The following is an 18014-nucleotide window of genomic DNA, read 5'->3' on the forward strand; positions in this document are numbered from 1 at the left end:
TTAGCTAAATTCGCCTCAGCTTAAGCCTGCTTCGTATACTGTCGATCAACCATAAAAGCAAAGGGATTGCAAGGAATACGCAAGGATAGTAGATATGGATGAGCAGCGAGTTTTCTATCGCAAAGGATAGGCGAATATGATGTGTGGTATAGATGACATAAAGCAACAAGAGGACCGTGACTACAACCGCTATGAGTTTCCAATTTGTGTATCCCATCCACTCCGATAATCCATAGCTCAAGATGAACAGGCAAACCGATAGTTTGAGGCTCCGATCAGCCACATTGGAATGTAGAACGCATCGATATTTTGAACGAAATTGAGAATGGATATGTATTTCGTGAACGAATATACGGGAACGACCAACTGTGCGGCCATACTCGGTCCGGTCATACAGAGAAGAACAATCGTCGTTAAGACGCCCCAGAACATCGATACTCCGGTACCCCAAAGAATCGCGCGTGAGGCGGATGGTTTGTTGTCGGTGAAAAAGAACAACATGAGGATGATCGATACCGGTCGGAAGTATCATTGATCAAGCAGAGAAAAGCCCCGGCATGCCGGGGCTTTGGTATACGCATATTATTCCAATGCGTTGTGGAAATTTTTGAATTGATTGGCAAACATGCGGGAGTAGGTGCCATCCCGGCCCATCAATGCGTGATGATTGCCTTGTTCGGCTATTTCGCCGCGGTCAATAACCATGATCGTATCCGCATCCCGTATCGTATTCAGCCGGTGAGCGATGATGAAGCTGGTACGGCCCTTCATGATGGACAGGAGAGCCTCCTGAATATGCAGCTCCGTCCGCGTATCGATACTGCTCGTCGCTTCATCCAGGATAAGAATGGAGGGATCGGCAAGGATCACGCGGGCAATGGCAAGCAATTGCCGCTGACCTTGGCTAAGATTGCCGCCATTCTCGGAGAGCGGCGTATCGTAACGTTGGGGCAGACGGCTGATGAACGCATCCGCGTTGGCCAATTTCGCCGCTGCGACGACTTCCGCATCCGTAGCATCCGGCTTGCCGTAGAGGATGTTCTCCTTAATCGTCCCGGAGAACAGATACGTATCCTGCAGCACGATGCCGAAGGTGCGCCGCAGGCTGTCGCGGGTGTACGATTTGATATCCCGGCCGTCAATCAAGATCGTACCGCTCGTCGCATCATAGAACCGGGTCACCAGGTTGACGATCGTCGTTTTGCCGGCGCCTGTAGGGCCAACCAGCGCTAAGCTGCTGCCGGCAGGCACATCGAAGCTCACTTGCTTCAGAATCGGCGTATCCGTGCGGTACCCGAAAGTAACGTTCTCGAACGTCACATGTCCGATCGGCTTCTGAAGCTCGACTGCGCCGGGTTCATCATCGGATTCCTCAGCCTCGTCCAGTACTTCGAATGCGCGCTCGGCTCCCGCAACGCCGGATTGCAGTACGTTATACGTGTTCGCAATATCGTTAAGCGGCCTTACGAACTGGCGCGAATAGCTCAGGAAGCTCGCGATGACACCGACCGTAATGTGGCCTTTCACGGCCAGCACGCCGCCTACGATCGCAACGGCGGAGAAGCCGATGTTATTGATAACGCTGAGGAGCGGCATCAGAAAGCCGGACCAGATCTGCGCCTTCAAGCCAACCTCGTACAACCGGCCGTTCACCGCGTTGAACTCGTCGATCGCTTTCCGCTCACGGTTGAATGCTTTCACAACGAGAAGGCCGGTAATCGTCTCCTCAATATGACCATTCAGTTTGCCCAGCTGAGCTTGCTGATCTTTGAACAACTGGCTAGTCCGCTTCGTGATGGTTCTTGCCAGCAAGTATACGAGCGGAACGGTAATCAGTGCAGCCAGCGTAAGCAGCGGACTTAACACCAGCATCATTACTAACGATCCGACAATCGCGATGGATCCCGTCATTAACTGGGTTGTCGACTGGGAGATCGAGTTGCTGACATTGTCGATATCGTTCGAGAGCCGGCTCATGATATCGCCATGGGAACGTCCGTCGAAATAAGCAAGCGGCAGCTTCTGCAGCTTCGCGAACATCGTTTGCCGCAGCCGCTTCACGACGCGCTGGGCCAGCCCGGCCATGACCCAGCTCTGCAGGAAGGTAAGTCCTCCGTCAGCGATATAGGTGGAGACGAGGACGATCATCGTCACATCAAGAACCGTGTAATCGACCTTGCCGCCGGCCATAGCATCGACAGCTACGCCAATCAGATAGGGACCTGCCAGCGTCAGCGCAGAGTCCGCCACAATGAATAGAAATACGATGGTCAACCATTTGCGCTCCGTTCCAATATAGGACCAGAGGCGCTGCAAGGTGCCTTTGAAATTTTTCGGTTTTACGGCCGGCGTGCGGCCCCCGCGTGCGATCGGAGCCGTAATGAGCGGGACGTCAGGGGCTTGTTGGCGCGAATGATCACTCGGCTTTGACATGATGAGGCTCCTTTCCGAATTGCGATTGGAAGATTTCGACATACACGCGACAGCTGCTCATTAACGTCTCATGGGTGCCGATGCCGACGATTTCGCCGTCGTCCATGACGACGATTTTGTCCGCATCCATGACCGACGTGATGCGCTGGGCGATCATGAAGCAAGTGACACCGGCAGCGAACTGCTTCAAGGCATGTTTGATTCTCGTTTCCGTTGCGGTGTCCAGCGCGCTTGTACAATCGTCGAGAATCAAAATATCCGGTTTGCGAACCAGTGCGCGAGCGATCGAAAGACGCTGCTTCTGACCACCGGATAGATTCACTCCACGCTGGCCAAGCTTCGTTTCATAGCCCTCGGGGAACGTCGAGATGAAGCTATGCGCATCAGCCATACGAGCGGCTTGCTCAATATCCTCATGTGTCGCTTGCTCATTGCCCCAGAGCAAATTCTCTTCAATCGTCCCGCTGAACAAAATCGTTTTCTGCGGCACGATAGCGATGCGGTCGCGCAGCTGGGTCGGATCCAGTTCGCGGATGTCGATGCCGTCCACACGGATCTGGCCCGCCGACGGATCGTAGAAGCGGGGGATGAGATTCACAAGAGAACTCTTGCCGGACCCCGTAGATCCGATGATGCCTATCGTTTCGCCAGGAAGGCATGTCAGATTGATTTGCTTAAGTACAGGCTCTCCTGCAGCGCCTTCATAAGCAAACGTAACGTTCTCAAATTCAACTCGGCCCACCGGGCGCTCCGGCAAAGAAGCCTCAGCCTTCCAGCTCATCGCATTCACCTGATCGAACACCTCTCCGATCCGGTTGGCGGATGCTTTGGCCCGGACGAACATATTGAACACCATCGAGATGGTCATTAAGGAAAATAAAATTTGCGTCATATAATTGACGAAAGCGACGATATGTCCGACCTGCATTTGATTGTGGTTAACCCGCCATGCGCCAAGCCAGAGGACGGCTGCAATGCCGAAATTGACGGTGAGCAGGATGGAGGGGTTGAAGATGGCCATCAGCCTTGTAACTTGAATCGATTTGTTCTGATAGTCCGTATTCGCTTGTTCAAATTTGCCTGCTTCATGATCAAACCGATTGAACGCTTTGACAACCCGAACGCCGGACAAATATTCCCGCATAATGCGGTTAACGCCGTCCAGCGCTTTCTGTACGCCGACGAATCGGGCAAACCCTACTTTCAAGTTCAGCGCGACGAGCACGCCGACAATCGGGACGACGATGAGCAGCACGACGGCAAGATGCTGATTAAGCTGCACCGCCATGATCAGGCTCCCGATACAGAGGAGGGGAGCTTTGACAAAGATGCGCATAAGACCGTTGACAAAGTTCTGTACCTGAGTCACATCGTTCGTCAGACGCGTGATTAGCGATGCGCGCTCGAATCGCTCGATATTCGTGAACGAGAGGGATTGGATCTTGTCGAACAAATCCCCTCTCAGCTCCGTACCGAACTTCTGTGATACACGGCTTGCGACAATATTGCGAAGCGATGCGGCGACCGCCCCGAAGGCTGTAATCAGCAGCATCACTCCCCCCAAGCGAAGCACGTAATCCATTCGATTCTCCGCGACGCCAACGTCCAGAATGCGGGACATGATCATCGGTTGAAGCAAATCGGCAAACGCTTCCATCGTGACGAAAAAGACGGCAACCAGAAAAAGCTTCCAGTGCTTCGTGACATACTTTTTCATAAAACCCATCGTGCACACTCCTCATTCCGTGTTCAACCTCTCCCTTGAACGATACTCCCATTTTGGCAAAATGTCATCTAAAACCGGAGAATTAACGGGCTTGAACCTTGCCTTTCATCATAGAGGGCGCACGGGCACTCAAATTTCGCAGTAATCGTTGTCAAGCATCCCGTACGTATACCGCTCAAGAATAGGTTTGTTATCCAATTGATAAGAACTGCTGCGTAAAGCTGGAAATAGTTCAGACCATGCTTGTTGGATGTGTTCCGAATCCGGAATGAATTCCACCTGAAAGTCCATGTTTAAATTCTCCTTTTATAGATTTATTTGGTACAATTCGAATGCTAACATGCTATAAAATAATTATCTATTTCTTTTTATGAAACACGTGGATGGTAAAAATGGTCTCATCGTTATGTTATAATAAGCTTAATTATCCTCAGCCTCATTACCCCGGTACGAAAGCGAGAGGGTCATACAGAAGAAAGTAGGGGAAGTCAGTCCCATGATATCCAGAAGACAGTTTCTCAAAAGATTGCTTTCAGCTGCAGCCGCACTAACAGGAGGAGGCTTCCTGCTCACACAAGCTCTGAAGAGCCGGGAGAAAGCATCGGTTGCCGCACCGCCTGCGCAGCCAAGTCACACGCCGGAACCTACGCCGACGGCTCCAGGAACGAATCAACTGCTCTTATCCTTTTTCCTCCTCAGCGATGTACACCTCTCGAATGGCGTCTCCGCCATGACCGATAAGTTTCACTCGGCTTTGAAGGATATCAGCGACTTCGAATCGCCGGTCGATACGATCGTATTCGGAGGCGACGTGACCGACATGGGCCGTGAGCAGGATTACAAGCTGCTGCGCAACATTCTGGACAAATACAAACTGCCGCCTATCCACGGGAATATGGGCAATCACGATTATTATGATATTTGGATTAACGGCAAAGGCGAGTGGTCGGTCGATACGCTGCCGAACGGGAAGACCGACGCGATGGCCCGCGAACGCTTCATGAAGTTTTTCGGATACAAGGATAAGCCTTATAAGGATATTTGGGTGAATGATATTCATTTGATTCTGATGTCTCAAGAGGCCTATGCACAGGAAAAGCCGGAGGTCGGAGAGGGCGCTTGGTATTCGGATGAGCAGCTGGCATGGCTGGAGAATGTCATGAAAGTGCACGAGGACGGGAAGCCCGCTGTCATATTCATCCATCAGCCATTACCGGCACCTGATATGGACGGGAGAACGCACCAAATGATCCGGGCCAAAGCGTTTAGGGAAATTTTGAAGCCCTATCGAAATGTTTTTGTATTGTCCGGACATACGCACCGCAACTTTGCAACAGAAAATCATTACAACACTCAGAACACGTTCCACTGGTTAAACAACGCCTCCGTCGGCAAAACGCGAAGCTCGGATAATCCGAATGTCGCCCAAGGGATGTATGTTCAAATTTATGAGAAAGAAGTCATCGTCCGCGGACGCGAGTTTTCCGACCGCACTTGGATCGAATCGGCTAAGTACACCATTCCGATTGTCTGATGACAAGATGTAATATATAACCGAGAGCCCTTATACATTTATTCAAATGACTAGTATTTCATCGAAGCTGCCGGTATTCCGGCGGCTTTTTTTGCGCTATTAGCCATTGGCCATAGATGAGGTCTATATATCCTGTTAAATATATTAACTACTTGTATAGAAGCAAAAAGTATTATAGTGGAGTTACGAAGAAGAAATCTTAGTGACTGGGAGTGATTACACATGACACACTTTTATGCTTCCAATAAAGCTCATATTTTCTGGGACGATGTCATTGAAGCCGTTGTGATTCGTTGGCATTCTTATGCGCAAGGGGAAGATTTCCGAGTGCCCTTAAACAAAATGATTGAATTGGCCGTTAACAAAAAAGCGAAAAAAGCTTTGTCCGATAACAGCCATATTCTGGTTTCGGCGGAAGACGCGAAGTGGCTGTCCGAAGATTGGCTTCCAAGACTTCATGAGGCAGGCATTCAATATTCGGCTACCGTTCATCATGACCAGACGATAACTGCCATCGATATGCGCAATGCCGAAGGAGAAGAGCTGCCTGCCTGGTTCCATCACGAAATCGAGGATATTCACAATGCGGTCGGCTGGTTATCCGGAATCTCCGCCTGATCCGCCGCGGATCGTTTCATCGAATAAGTTCAAGGAATTTGCTTGCCGTAGCGGATAGCGGCATGTTGCGCATAATCATGATGCCTACGTGTGCAGGCGGTATCGGCACATCCAATTGAATCTCGAAGAGAGTTCCTTCTTCCAATTCTTTGGCTACGAACTCTCTCGTCACATACGAGATCCCAAGTCCTTTGCGCGCCAGCTCAATGAGAAGATCCACGCTGCCGACCTCGATTTCCGGTTTGAGGTTAAGACCGTAGCTTTGAAATAATTCCGTAATGGCCATTCGGGCCCGGCTGTTGCGGGAGAATAAGATAACCGGGTATTGAAGCAGCATATCCAGCGTAAGGATCATACCCTTAAGCTCAGAGTAACGAGATCCTGCAACAAAGCAGTCCTGCAGTTGGATGCTTTCCCTAACTTCGAGCTGGGGATCGGAGATCGGCATCCGAACAACGCCTAAGTCGATGTTCCCTTCCTTCAAGAGAGCGATGATTTCCGGAGTGGTCCCGTGATTCAGGTGAAGGCCGACGGCCGGATATTGTTGATGATAGGTTTCCAAATACGGAAGCATGTAATGCTTGAACAATGAATCGCTTCCGCCGATCCGCAGTTCGCCGCTGTCCAGATTTTTGAGCGCAGCCATCTGCTTCTCGGCCAGCGAGATCAAGATCTGAGACTTTTCGATATAGGAATACAGAACCTCACCTTCCTGGGTGAGCGCTACACCTTTGGAATTCCGATAAAATAGGGTGAGACCGAAGCTGTTTTCCAGCTGTTTGATGGCATGGCTGACGCTCGGTTGGGTCAGATATAGGGCGCTTGCTGCTTGAGTTAAGCTGCCGGTCTTCGCGGCCCAATAAAATACTTTGTACAATTCGTAATTGTTATTCATAGATTTGATCTATAGCTCCTGTAATATGTATTCATCAGATAGATGATATTCGTATTATAGTTGAATGAACATCAAGACACCAGAGCTTATCGTCTGGAAGGAGAATGCAGGATGGAGCCAACCACATTTGTCTTATTCGGAGCGACAGGGGATTTAGCCAAAAGGAAAATTTACCCTGCCTTGTATCATTTATTCGTCGAACGGAAGCTGCCGCAATCATTCACCTTGATTGGTCTGGGGAGAAGAGAGCTAACGGATGAAACGTTTCAGGCCAGCGTCCGGAAGTCTCTTCATACTTTTATTCAAAGTGAAAAACAGGATCCTGAATCCATCAACCGATTCCTACGTGCATTCCGTTATCATGTTCTGGATGTTGGCCGTAAAGAAGACTATACGAAGCTGCTGAGGTTCGTCGAGCAGCGGGAACAAGAGCTGAACATGGTGCCGAACCGGTTGTTTTATTTGTCCGTAGCACCTGAGTTTTTCGAGACGATCGCGGTAAATATTCATGCCAGCGGTCTTGGTTCTGCAAGCGGCTGGAAGCGGTTGGTCATCGAGAAGCCGTTCGGTCACGACTTGCCGTCGGCCAGACAGCTGAATGAACAGTTGAACCAAGCTTTCGATGAGACCGAAATTTACCGGATCGATCATTACTTGGGCAAACCGATGGTTCAGCAGATGGGCCAACTGCTTCACGCTGCCATCGATGAGCTGCAATGGGGGACACGCGAGATCGCCAATGTGCAAATTACAGCGAGCGAAACCTTGGGCGTGGAAGAAAGAGCGGCCTATTACGATCGTTCAGGCGCAATCCGCGACATGTTCCAGAACCACATGCTTCAATTGCTCATGATGCTTGCGATCGAGCTGCCGAACCGAAGCGCGGTTCAGGACGTTGGGAATCTGAAGAAGCAAGTCGTGAAACAGTTGCGGCCGCTTTCGGTCAATGAAGTGAGTGAATATGTGATCCGCGGGCAGTACGGCTCCGGGGAAATTCATGGCAACGCGGTTGCCGCCTATACCGATGAACCGGGCATTGCGACAGATTCTCGGAATGATACGTACTTGGCAGCCAGACTCCATATCGACGATCCGTTCTGGAAGGAAACACCGGTCTACATCAGAACGGGTAAGCGGCTGAAGGAGAAGACGACGAGGATCGTGATCGAATTCAAAACCGAGGGCACGATCAAAGATCTATTGATCATAGAGATTGGTTCCAATGAAGGCATTTACGATCAAAGCAGCAACGCCCGCAATGAAAATACGAATCTTGAGCAGCCTGCTCGGCGTCAACTAAGTGCTTTGCCAGCCGGTGCGCCGGAAGCTTACGAAGTTCTCATTCACGATGCGTTGAAAGGGGATAAAACGTATTTCGCACATTGGGATGAAGTCGAGTTGTCGTGGGAATGGGTGCAGCCTCTATTAGACGCTTATGAGCAAAATCTGCTGCCGCTGTCTATTTATCCTGCCGGAGCATACGGACCTGTCGAGTCCGATCACCTGCTAGCGCGCCGCGGCGATCATTGGTGGTTCGACGACGAAGCTTCAGGTACGGCGAACAACGAAACTCATATAGTAAAAAGCTTCGCTTAACTGACAAGGAGGTCCTTACAATGAACAAACAGCAAATTGGCGTTGTCGGTCTGGCCGTCATGGGGAAAAACTTAGCCTTGAATATCGAAAGCAAAGGCTTCTCGGTAGCTTTGTACAACCGTTCGCCAGAGAAAACGAATGAGCTCGTAGCGGAAGCGCAGGGTAAGAATTTGGTAGGTACCTACAGCATCGAAGAATTTGTCCAATCGCTGGAACCCCCCCGTAAAATATTGATTATGGTCAAAGCGGGACAAGCGACAGACGATACGATCGATCAGCTCGTGCCTTACCTAAGTGAAGGCGATATTCTGATCGACGGCGGGAACGCCTATTTCCCGGATACGCAAAGAAGAAATAAAGAACTGCAGGCGAAAGGGCTGCGTTTTATCGGAGCCGGCGTGTCAGGCGGCGAAGAGGGAGCTCTGCATGGCCCTGCGATTATGCCCGGCGGCCAGAAAGATGCGTATGAGCTGGTTGAGCCTATCTTGACTGCCATTTCGGCCAAAGTGAACGGTGACCCTTGCTCGACTTACATCGGAGAAGGCGGAGCCGGCCATTATGTCAAAATGGTCCACAATGGAATCGAATACGGCGATATGCAGCTTATTGGCGAAGCATATCACTTGCTGAAGGATGTACTGCACCTGAATGCAGACGAATTGCATAATATTTTCACCGAATGGAACAAAGGCGAGCTTGATAGCTATCTGATCGAAATCACAGGGGATATTTTCGCGAAGCGCGATCCTGAGACCGGCAAACCAATGGTCGATGTCATTCTCGATTCAGCGGGACAAAAAGGAACGGGAAAATGGACAAGCCAAAGCGCTTTGGATTTGGGAGTTCCACTATCCATCATTACCGAATCCGTCTTTGCGCGGTTCATCTCGGCGATGAAGGAAGAGCGCGTAGCCGCGAGCAAGCGGTTGAACGGGCCTGCGATATCCAGCTTCGACGGGGATCGCCAGGAGTTCATCGAAGCGGTCCGCAAGGCGTTGTACGCCAGCAAAATCGCATCGTATGCGCAAGGCTTCGCACAAATGAGAGCTGCATCGGACGAATACCAATGGGGTTTGAATTTCGGCAGCATTGCGATGATTTTCCGCGGAGGATGTATTATTCGCGCAGGATTTTTACAAAATATTAAAGACGCATATGACCGTGACCCAGCGCTAAGAAACCTGCTGCTGGACGAATACTTCGGCGAAATTGTTCAAAACTATCAAGATGCTTGGCGTAAAGTTGTCGCGATCGCCGTAACGAGAGGGATCCCGGTTCCTGCCTTTGCTTCGGCCTTGGCTTACTACGACAGCTACCGGACGGAGCGTTTGCCGGCTAATTTGCTGCAAGCGCAAAGGGATTATTTCGGGGCGCATACGTTCGAACGGGTTGACCAAAAGGGAAGCTTCCATTATCAATGGATGGAAAATAACGAATAACAGGGTTGTATCGCGTTCAATCTGTTAAACCAATGCACTTCTGCGAAAGTGCCATGAAGCTGTCAGCTTTATGGTTCCGGCGCGGGAGTGCTTTTTTATGATGGACGGTACTGCACTTCGACGATTAATGGTAAGATGTTCCTTAGAGTGGAGATCGGCACTTTAAGGAGGCGATGATGTGGGTTCGAGAATGATGCACGTGATGATTGCGCTTCGTACTGCAGAGCGTCTGGCGATAGAGGATAGAGCGTTATTCGTACTTGGAAACATTGCTCCGGATGCCGTTTCACCTAAGGACGCCTCGCACTTCTTCACGGGGGATGTACGCGATTACTCAAGAAGCGTTGATTACAACGGATTTATATATAAATACGATTCATATGCAGAAAGTCCTTACATCTGGGGATATTTCACCCATTTACTCGCTGACCACGTATGGTTGAAAGGCTTTTATTTGCCATGGCTGCGGAACAGAATTGAAGCTAACCAAGACGTGCTGCATGTCTACCACAATGATTTCCGGTTACTGAATGGGAAGTTATTGACCTATTACGGATATCAAGACGAATTGCGTTCCCTATTCCGGGAATTGCCGAGCATGATGGATCTTCATGAGGTAAAATCCGTAGATGTACAAAATCTCATTCCGCATGTCTTAAGTGATATGGATTACGATGAGAAAGTGGAGGATGAGAAACTCAATGTCTTCACCTTCGAACAGATTGTCGGTTATTTGGAGACATCCGTCGATTTAGGCATCTGGCATTTGAAACGCCTACTTACCTCCAGGTAACTCATTTTCTATCGTTGGACAATGGGATATACTGGGGTAGTCAGGAAGATTACATATCCTAAGGAGGCATTCTATCGTGGGCACGAATAACAAAATCGGCGGCGGCGGCTTTCATCATGTCGCGCTGAGAGCGAATGACTTTGAAGCGACGGTTAAGTTTTATACCGAAGGATTAGGTTTCGAGCTTCGCCAAGCATGGGGCGAAGGCGATAAGCGTATTGTATTGCTGGATACAGGGGACGGCAACTATTTGGAGGTTTTCGCCGGCGGTTCCGATGAACCGAAGCCGGAAGGGTATTACTTTCACGTAGCGTTCCGCACCGATGATGTGGATGCCGCAACGCAAGTGGCTGTAGAGGCAGGGGCTGTCGTGACGGTAGCGCCGAAAAATGCCGTGCTCGGCAACACGCCGCCGACACCTGTGCGCATCTCCTTCGTCAAAGGACTGAATGGCGAGATTATCGAGTTTTTCCAAAGTACAGGCGATCATAAGCTATAATCACTTTCATAGGATGATAGGGAAACACGAACTCGCTGAGTGAATGGTTCCTTACATAGCATAAGGGAAGGAAACTCCAACACCGCCCGCAAGGTGGCGTTGGAGTTTATTTTCATTAATCGCTCGTTAGCTTGGTGCAATCTTCCGAAATCGGATATAATGATAGATAGATATATAGAGAGAGGTGCGCCAATGGAATATGTATTGCTATCGCCTGAATTGACACAGCACTATTGCCGGAAAATCAAGATGCCGGAAGGGGCGACCGAGCTCTTGGTCGGTATCGCCAACCGATTGAACCATGATCCGAAATTGATGGATATTTATAAAGAATTTTATATGAACTACATCGAAAGCGGGCATTGGACGACGGTTTGGGAGCCATTAACGATTCATCCTTACGTTGAAGAAGTTTTCGGTAATGAAGCTTCACTCCTTTATTTGCATGCAGCTCTTCAAAGACTGCCCCTCACGGAACAAAGGTATGCCGAGAGAGGACTCAGCGAACAATTATTTTTCGAAACGTTAAGAGACATCGGTGTATGGGTGCAGAACGCTTACAATTTGGTAGGCTACTACGCCATCAGAAATTTCAGCTGGATCTGGAGACATCTGGAAGCGAGAATGTTCCGAATCGGAGGCATGCAGTTCATGCCGATGCCGTTCTCCGGTGTCGTCAAAGGCTTCTACAATGCGCAGGAAGAGGCCTTCCTGCTCTTGTGCGGCGAGGGGATGGAGTTAAGAGCTAACGGCGATATGCAGGGCGTGTGCAAAAAAGAGAAGACGGACGATGGTTTTGTAACGAAATATGAAGAAACCGAGGACTATTTCATAGGGAATCCGGTTACCCCCATAGGAAAAGGCATGAACAAACAAGTAAAGCTGAAAAGGGACGAATGGACCAAAGTGTTGGATAAGGGCGATACAATGTTCGAAATCCACATCCCAAGAGACACAGCATTTGATATGGACCATATCAAAGAAACTTATAAAGAAGCGAAGGCTTTTTTTGCAGCCTACTTTCCGGAGGTTCAATCCAAAGGGATGGTATGCCATACTTGGCTATTTACGCCGCAGCTTCGTGAGATGCTGCCCTCTTCGAGCAATATCGTCAAGTTCCAGGAGCAGTTCTACCTGTATCCGACCGCAGGTTCGGTGCGTTTCTTATGGAATTTCGTCTTCAATGAGTTGACCGAGGTCAAGGATGCGAAGCCGGACACATCGCTCCGCAGAAAAGTGCTTCAATACTTGGAAGAAGACAAAGAAATTTTCGATATGCACGGCGTATTTCTCGATCTGTGCGGTGAATTCGGCAACGTAGCCTACAAGCAAGAAATCTGATTGTAATTTGCTTGAAGTGGACACCTTAGGAGTATAGGACTCCAATGGAAAAGGGTGGGACACGGGTGGAGCAATCACTATTGCATGCGATGGAGCAGTTCATTGCGGACTTGCAAAAGAAAGAAGCGGCAGCTGTTTATACGATTCGGGATGATGCGATGAACGCCATTAAAAAAGCGAAGAACTTGGATACGTTTTTACACGATATGATCAATCTGGTTCAAGGCAGCGGCGGAATCGATCTGACATCGATAATCCGAAGAGAGTTTGGCATTAGTAAAGATATCATGCAGCATTTTGACCGATTGGCGCGGCATAGCAAAGAGCAATTCGAGGAAGCGCTGCATGATGCGATCGACCGGGCGGAGATCCGTGCAGGTAAGCAGGGCATGTTTTTCGCAGCATCACCCGATAAGCAGGAACGTGCGGATGCCCTCCGTTTGTTGAAGGATATCGCGCATGCGGCGGTCAAGATACAGTTTCACCGGAAGTCAGAAGGCGCGGAAACGTATGTCGAACTGCTTGATAAGCTTATTCGCTTTTATGAACTTCCGCATACGTATCCGGCAGGCGATGCTGTCAACTATAAGAAATTGATTGCCTCGGATCGGCTGAATGCCATGTCGGGAAATAATGAGACGATTTCGTTGCGGTTAAGAGAGTTCGCGAAAGCATGGTATCAGCAGTCCGCGTTCACATTTTTGGAAAGCAGGGACACGTACCCGGTCTATGAAGATGTCCGTAATTATTTGTACGCCTTGAACGAAGATCAGCTGAACCGCTTGCGAACGGATTTCATCCGGCAAATTCGCCTTGACTTTGAAGCCGTCCAAGCGGCGAAGGATCTGCACCGGGCGGAAGCGCTGAAAAAGCAGCTGGAAGCCGTAATGAGTTGGGAATAATGACGCCAACCGGAAAAATGAAAATGGAAATGAAACCGTAAATCCGCTAAACAGCGGATTTTTTTTATTAAGGAGCGCGAAAGGGCAAGTTGAAATAATAAATTTGGATCAGGCAGGTCTATAGTGGGAAAATTTGTAAATAAATAGAGGTAAATGTAAAATATTAGGAGGTCATTAAAATCCATATTGCTATCGCTATTTGGGCGCTGCTGGCTGCAAAGCGTTGGGGGGATTGGACAAACTTCGCAACATATTATCCTACATTACTTTTCGTCATCGCTTGCCACTTGCTTTACAAAGTATTCGCCTTCAACAATCATCACATATGGAAAATGCAAGGCGAATATTTCATTAATCACACTGGTGCCTATTTGCTGCATGTCTTCCTTATCCTTCCGATGTCTATTTTTATTTACCTTTCCACCTATCCCAGCACATGGACCAAACGTGCGATCCACGTTGTGAAATGGATATTTATCCTTATCCTCGTCGAATGGATTGGATGGAAAAATGGCCGAATTGTCTATTTCCATGGATGGAATCTCGGCTGGTCGACGCTATTTAATCTCAACATGCTGATTGTGACGCGGATCCATTATACGAATTACCTTTGGGCGCTACCTTTGGCCACGGGCTGCACGCTGTTTTTCTTATATGTCTTCGATTATCTATGATTGAAACTGCATGTAATTTGTCATACAATATTACATATAAGCAAAAATCATAATGATAGGAGAAGGTCCTTATGGAACAAGCCCCCAATATGCCAAGCATGAACCGGCATTCCACACCGATCATTACAGATATGCAGGTCATTCCTGTTGCAGGCCACGATAGTATGCTGTTCAATCTCAGCGGCGCCCATGCTCCATTCTTCACCCGCAACCTTGTGATCTTGAAGGATAGTGCCGGCCATACCGGTGCCGGCGAAGTGCCTGGCGGAGAGAACATCCGTCAAACGCTGGAAGATGCGAGAGGGCTGGTTATCGGTCAATCAATCGGATCGTACAATAACATGCTGAAGAGGGTTCGCGAACAATTCGCCGATCGGGATACAGGAGGCCGCGGTCTGCAAACATTCGATCTGCGGACGACGATCCATGCGGTTACGGCTCTGGAAGCTGCGCTGCTCGATCTCTTAGGCCAATTTCTTGGCGTCCCGGTTGCCGCATTGCTGGGGGAAGGCCAGCAGCGTGAACAAGTAGAGATGCTGGGTTACCTGTTCTATATCGGTGACCGGAAACGCACGAATTTGCCTTACCTGAGCGCGCCGGATGCGGAGGATGAGTGGCTGCGACTGCGTCATGAGGAAGCGCTTACAATCGAAGCGGTTGTGAAGCTGGCCGAAGCGGCTTATCAACGCTACGGCTTTCAAGACTTTAAGCTCAAAGGCGGCGTACTCCGTGGCGAGGAGGAGATCGAAGCCGTTACCGCATTGGCGGAACGTTTCCCGCAAGCCAGAATTACACTGGACCCTAACGGCGCTTGGCCATTGGCGGATGCGATTCGCTTATGCCGTGATCAGCGCCATGTATTAGCCTATGCCGAAGATCCATGCGGCGCAGAGAACGGTTATTCGGGCCGCGAAATCATGGCCGAGTTCCGGCGCGAGACAGGTCTGCCTACCGCAACGAACATGATCGCAACCGATTGGCGCCAGATGGGCCACACCATTCAACTGCAAGCTGTCGATATCCCGCTGGCCGATCCGCATTTCTGGACCATGCAAGGGTCCATCCGGGTTGCGCAGATGTGTCACGAATGGGGATTGACGTGGGGTTCTCATTCGAACAATCATTTCGATATTTCACTTGCGATGTTCACGCACGTTGCCGCTGCAGCCCCAGGCCGGATTACAGCCATCGATACGCACTGGATCTGGCAGGACGGGCAGCATTTGACCAAAGAACCTCTGCGAATTGCTGGAGGCAGGGTGGACGTGCCGAGCAAGCCGGGGCTTGGCATTGAACTGGATATGGCGGCTATTGAGAACGCGCATCAGCTTTACAAGGAGTATGGTCTGGGTGCGCGCGATGACGCGATTGCGATGCAATTTTACATACCGAATTGGACATTCGATCACAAGCGTCCTTGTCTGGTGAGGTAAGCGCAGGTTGTTATTTGCCATCATTTGTCTTACAATATGGAAAACTTGTTGTGGCACATAAGGGAGAAGACCATAGGTGGAAGCGTATAAAGGAAACGTAGAAGTAGAGTCGGTGAAGCGAAATACATTATCCAAGCAAGTGGTGGAGCGTATCGTACAGCTGCTTAACAGCGGCCAGCTCAAGCCTGGAGATAAGCTGCCCACCGAGATGGAGCTTATCCATATGCTGGGCGTCAGCCGGCCGGTCCTGCGTGAAGCGCTGAGCTCGCTGGAAACGATGGAAGTCATTACCCGGAAGACTCGCGGCGGCACTTATTTTAACGATAAGATCGGGAGCAAGCCTTATTCCGTCATGCTGTCGTTAGCGGCAGGCAATCTTCCTGCAGTGATCGAGGCGCGTATGGCGCTGGAATTGGGGCTCGTCACCATGGCCGCCGAGAAAATAACGGATGAACAGCTGCAGCGTTTGAAGCTTACGATTGACGCCATCGCGAACAGCGTGGATGACGACTACGGCGAAATCGACAAGGAATTTCATCTCATCATTGCTATGAGCGCTAACAATCCGATTATTGAAGGCATGATTGATTCCCTCTTAATGATGTACGACAGGATGAATACGCAGATCAAATACCGGGAACGCGATGTGACGGTCCGGTTTCATACGGCTATTTATCATGCGCTGGTTAACCGCGATCCGCACGAGGCATTTACGCAGATGTACCGGCATTTGAGTTATGCGCGGGATAAAATTTTGAAATCGCATGAGCTGGGAAATGAATAATAAGGCAACATTCAAAAAAAGTAACGACAGGCAGTCGTTACTTTTTTTGTGCTTTGTGATATTCAGCTGCGCATGAGTATGATAGGGTTCATTGAATCATCGTATATGAAAAATGTTTGTCCAGCGCAAAGTTGATCGCTCCCAGCGCTCCACCGATTTCCCCTAATACCGCAGTGTGCAGCGAAATGCCGGAAGAGAGGGCGGACATGGAACGCTGCCGCATTACTTTTGCAGCAATATTGACATAAGTGTCGCACGAGGTTGGAATGGATCCGCCGAGTATGATCGCTTCCGGATTCAATAAATTGACGAGGTTCGCCAGCGCGATGCCGAGGTAGGTGGCGGCATGGGTGACGATGCGGATGGCGAGCTCATCTCCCTCATCCGCCGCTCTGCACACATCGCCGGCTTGCAGGAGCTGCAGATCGTTGCCGGGGATGACCCGGTTCAACGAACTGCCTTCCGCTCCGGCACGCAGCAATCTGCGGGCTTCCTGGACGATGGCGGGGGCTGTCGCGTACAGGTGGAGACAGCCGTTATTGCCGCAAGGGCAGACCGGACCATCCGGTTCCACGGTAATATGCCCGAGCTCACCGGCGCCTCCGAAGGAGCCGGATACGAGCTGGCGCTCGTTGAAGATCCCGGCCGCGATGCCCGAACCGACCCCGACATAGATCATATGCGCATAGTCCCGTCCGGAGCCAAACCGGCATTCCGCAAGTCCGCGGGCGCGGTGCCGGTTCATGGCGACCGCAGGCCAGCCGAACGCTTTGGTGACCATCTCTTCAATCTCAACATTCGCCCAGCCTAAATCCGCCGCACTCTTAATAATCCCTTTCTTCGTATCAACCAGACCGGGCACGCTGAGGCCGATCATTTGAATCAGCTCATGGCCGGATGTTTTGGCGGCACCGCCAATATGTTCGATCAGTTCTTGAACCGCGGTTTCCGGCCGCGGGGAGCTTACCGGAATTTTGCTCATCTCCAGCACGTTCCCCAGCAAATCAAACATGCCTAGCGTCCAGATCTGATTGTCCAGATCCGCTCCGAGGATGGCATGTGAGCCCGGAACGAGCTCTAGGGCAATGGCGGGGCGGCCGCCTGTGGACGGCGCTTTCTCGGTTTCCTGGACGAGATTGCACTCGATCAGCTCGGAAATAGTGGATGAAATGGTCGCCCGGCTTAATTCCGTTATCTTCGTTAATTGAATTCGCGGCATGGAACCGTGCTTGCGAAGCGCTTGAATGATGCTCGTTTTACTGCCTTTTTGGTCGCTTTTGTTAGATATCATCGTTAGCTTCACCGTCGCCCTATCGTTCAGTATGTCGAATTGAATCCGTTATAACT

The 18014-nt window shown here is 50.1% G+C and carries 17 protein-coding genes; 11 read left to right on the forward strand and 6 right to left on the reverse strand.

The window, feature by feature from the left end:
* Positions 1 to 237: 237 nt before the first annotated feature.
* The 4 genes from J2X61_RS36315 to J2X61_RS08500 form a co-directional block, all read right to left on the reverse strand.
* Complete coding sequence (locus J2X61_RS36315) at positions 238 to 501, reverse strand: GerAB/ArcD/ProY family transporter (protein WP_396135415.1); 264 nt, start codon at positions 499 to 501, stop codon at positions 238 to 240.
* 81 nt (positions 502 to 582) lie between these two features.
* The gene (locus tag J2X61_RS08490; protein ID WP_274468870.1) at positions 583 to 2433 is read right to left on the reverse strand and encodes an ABC transporter ATP-binding protein; all 1851 of its coding nucleotides are present in this window, start codon (positions 2431 to 2433) and stop codon (positions 583 to 585) included.
* Positions 2417 to 4159 carry an ABC transporter ATP-binding protein gene (locus J2X61_RS08495; RefSeq protein WP_310187301.1) on the reverse strand — a complete coding sequence of 581 codons (1743 nt, stop codon included), beginning with the start codon at positions 4157 to 4159 and terminating at the stop codon, positions 2417 to 2419. The genes J2X61_RS08490 and J2X61_RS08495 overlap by 17 nt, the downstream gene beginning before the upstream one ends.
* A gap of 129 nt (positions 4160 to 4288) precedes the next feature.
* Positions 4289 to 4450: a hypothetical protein gene (locus J2X61_RS08500; RefSeq protein WP_310187303.1), complete on the reverse strand. Its 162-nt coding sequence runs from the start codon at positions 4448 to 4450 to the stop codon at positions 4289 to 4291.
* A 205-nt stretch (positions 4451 to 4655) separates the two neighbouring features.
* Between J2X61_RS08500 and J2X61_RS08505 the strand changes: the two genes are divergently transcribed.
* Complete coding sequence (locus tag J2X61_RS08505) at positions 4656 to 5693, forward strand: metallophosphoesterase (protein WP_274468874.1); 1038 nt, start codon at positions 4656 to 4658, stop codon at positions 5691 to 5693.
* Positions 5694 to 5915: 222 nt separating this feature from the next.
* The gene (locus tag J2X61_RS08510) at positions 5916 to 6311 is read left to right on the forward strand and encodes a hypothetical protein (RefSeq protein ID WP_274468875.1); all 396 of its coding nucleotides are present in this window, start codon (positions 5916 to 5918) and stop codon (positions 6309 to 6311) included.
* Positions 6312 to 6327: 16 nt separating this feature from the next.
* On the opposite strand, the gene J2X61_RS08515 is transcribed toward J2X61_RS08510, so the two are convergent.
* The gene (locus J2X61_RS08515) at positions 6328 to 7206 is read right to left on the reverse strand and encodes a LysR family transcriptional regulator (protein ID WP_310187306.1); all 879 of its coding nucleotides are present in this window, start codon (positions 7204 to 7206) and stop codon (positions 6328 to 6330) included.
* A gap of 111 nt (positions 7207 to 7317) precedes the next feature.
* Here J2X61_RS08515 and zwf point away from each other — a divergent pair, with 111 nt between their 5' ends.
* From zwf to J2X61_RS08560, 9 genes are all read left to right on the forward strand, one after another.
* Positions 7318 to 8802, forward strand: a complete 1485-nt coding sequence (gene zwf / locus J2X61_RS08520) for a glucose-6-phosphate dehydrogenase (protein ID WP_310187309.1) — start codon at positions 7318 to 7320, stop codon at positions 8800 to 8802.
* Between the two features lie 20 nt (positions 8803 to 8822).
* Complete coding sequence (gene gndA, locus J2X61_RS08525; protein ID WP_310187312.1) at positions 8823 to 10241, forward strand: NADP-dependent phosphogluconate dehydrogenase; 1419 nt, start codon at positions 8823 to 8825, stop codon at positions 10239 to 10241.
* Positions 10242 to 10419: 178 nt separating this feature from the next.
* Complete coding sequence (locus J2X61_RS08530) at positions 10420 to 11034, forward strand: zinc dependent phospholipase C family protein (protein ID WP_310187314.1); 615 nt, start codon at positions 10420 to 10422, stop codon at positions 11032 to 11034.
* Positions 11035 to 11110: 76 nt separating this feature from the next.
* Positions 11111 to 11533, forward strand: a complete 423-nt coding sequence (locus J2X61_RS08535; RefSeq protein ID WP_274468882.1) for a VOC family protein — start codon at positions 11111 to 11113, stop codon at positions 11531 to 11533.
* A 192-nt stretch (positions 11534 to 11725) separates the two neighbouring features.
* Positions 11726 to 12874 (forward strand): acyltransferase domain-containing protein, encoded by a 1149-nt coding sequence (locus tag J2X61_RS08540; protein WP_310187316.1) that lies wholly within the window; start codon positions 11726 to 11728, stop codon positions 12872 to 12874.
* A gap of 65 nt (positions 12875 to 12939) precedes the next feature.
* Entirely contained in the window at positions 12940 to 13776 is an 837-nt protein-coding gene (locus J2X61_RS08545; RefSeq protein ID WP_310187318.1) for a hypothetical protein, read from the forward strand.
* Between the two features lie 287 nt (positions 13777 to 14063).
* Positions 14064 to 14450, forward strand: a complete 387-nt coding sequence (locus J2X61_RS36320; RefSeq protein ID WP_379239663.1) for a hypothetical protein — start codon at positions 14064 to 14066, stop codon at positions 14448 to 14450.
* Between the two features lie 71 nt (positions 14451 to 14521).
* Positions 14522 to 15883: a glucarate dehydratase gene (gudD, locus tag J2X61_RS08555; RefSeq protein WP_310187323.1), complete on the forward strand. Its 1362-nt coding sequence runs from the start codon at positions 14522 to 14524 to the stop codon at positions 15881 to 15883.
* 76 nt (positions 15884 to 15959) lie between these two features.
* Entirely contained in the window at positions 15960 to 16667 is a 708-nt protein-coding gene (locus J2X61_RS08560; protein ID WP_274468890.1) for a FadR/GntR family transcriptional regulator, read from the forward strand.
* Between the two features lie 88 nt (positions 16668 to 16755).
* On the opposite strand, the gene J2X61_RS08565 is transcribed toward J2X61_RS08560, so the two are convergent.
* Entirely contained in the window at positions 16756 to 17958 is a 1203-nt protein-coding gene (locus tag J2X61_RS08565) for an ROK family transcriptional regulator (RefSeq protein WP_274468891.1), read from the reverse strand.
* Between the last annotated feature and the right edge of the window lie 56 nt (positions 17959 to 18014).

This window comes from Bacillus sp. 3255 (assembly GCF_031456485.1).
GTDB lineage: Bacteria > Bacillota > Bacilli > Paenibacillales > NBRC-103111 > Paenibacillus_E.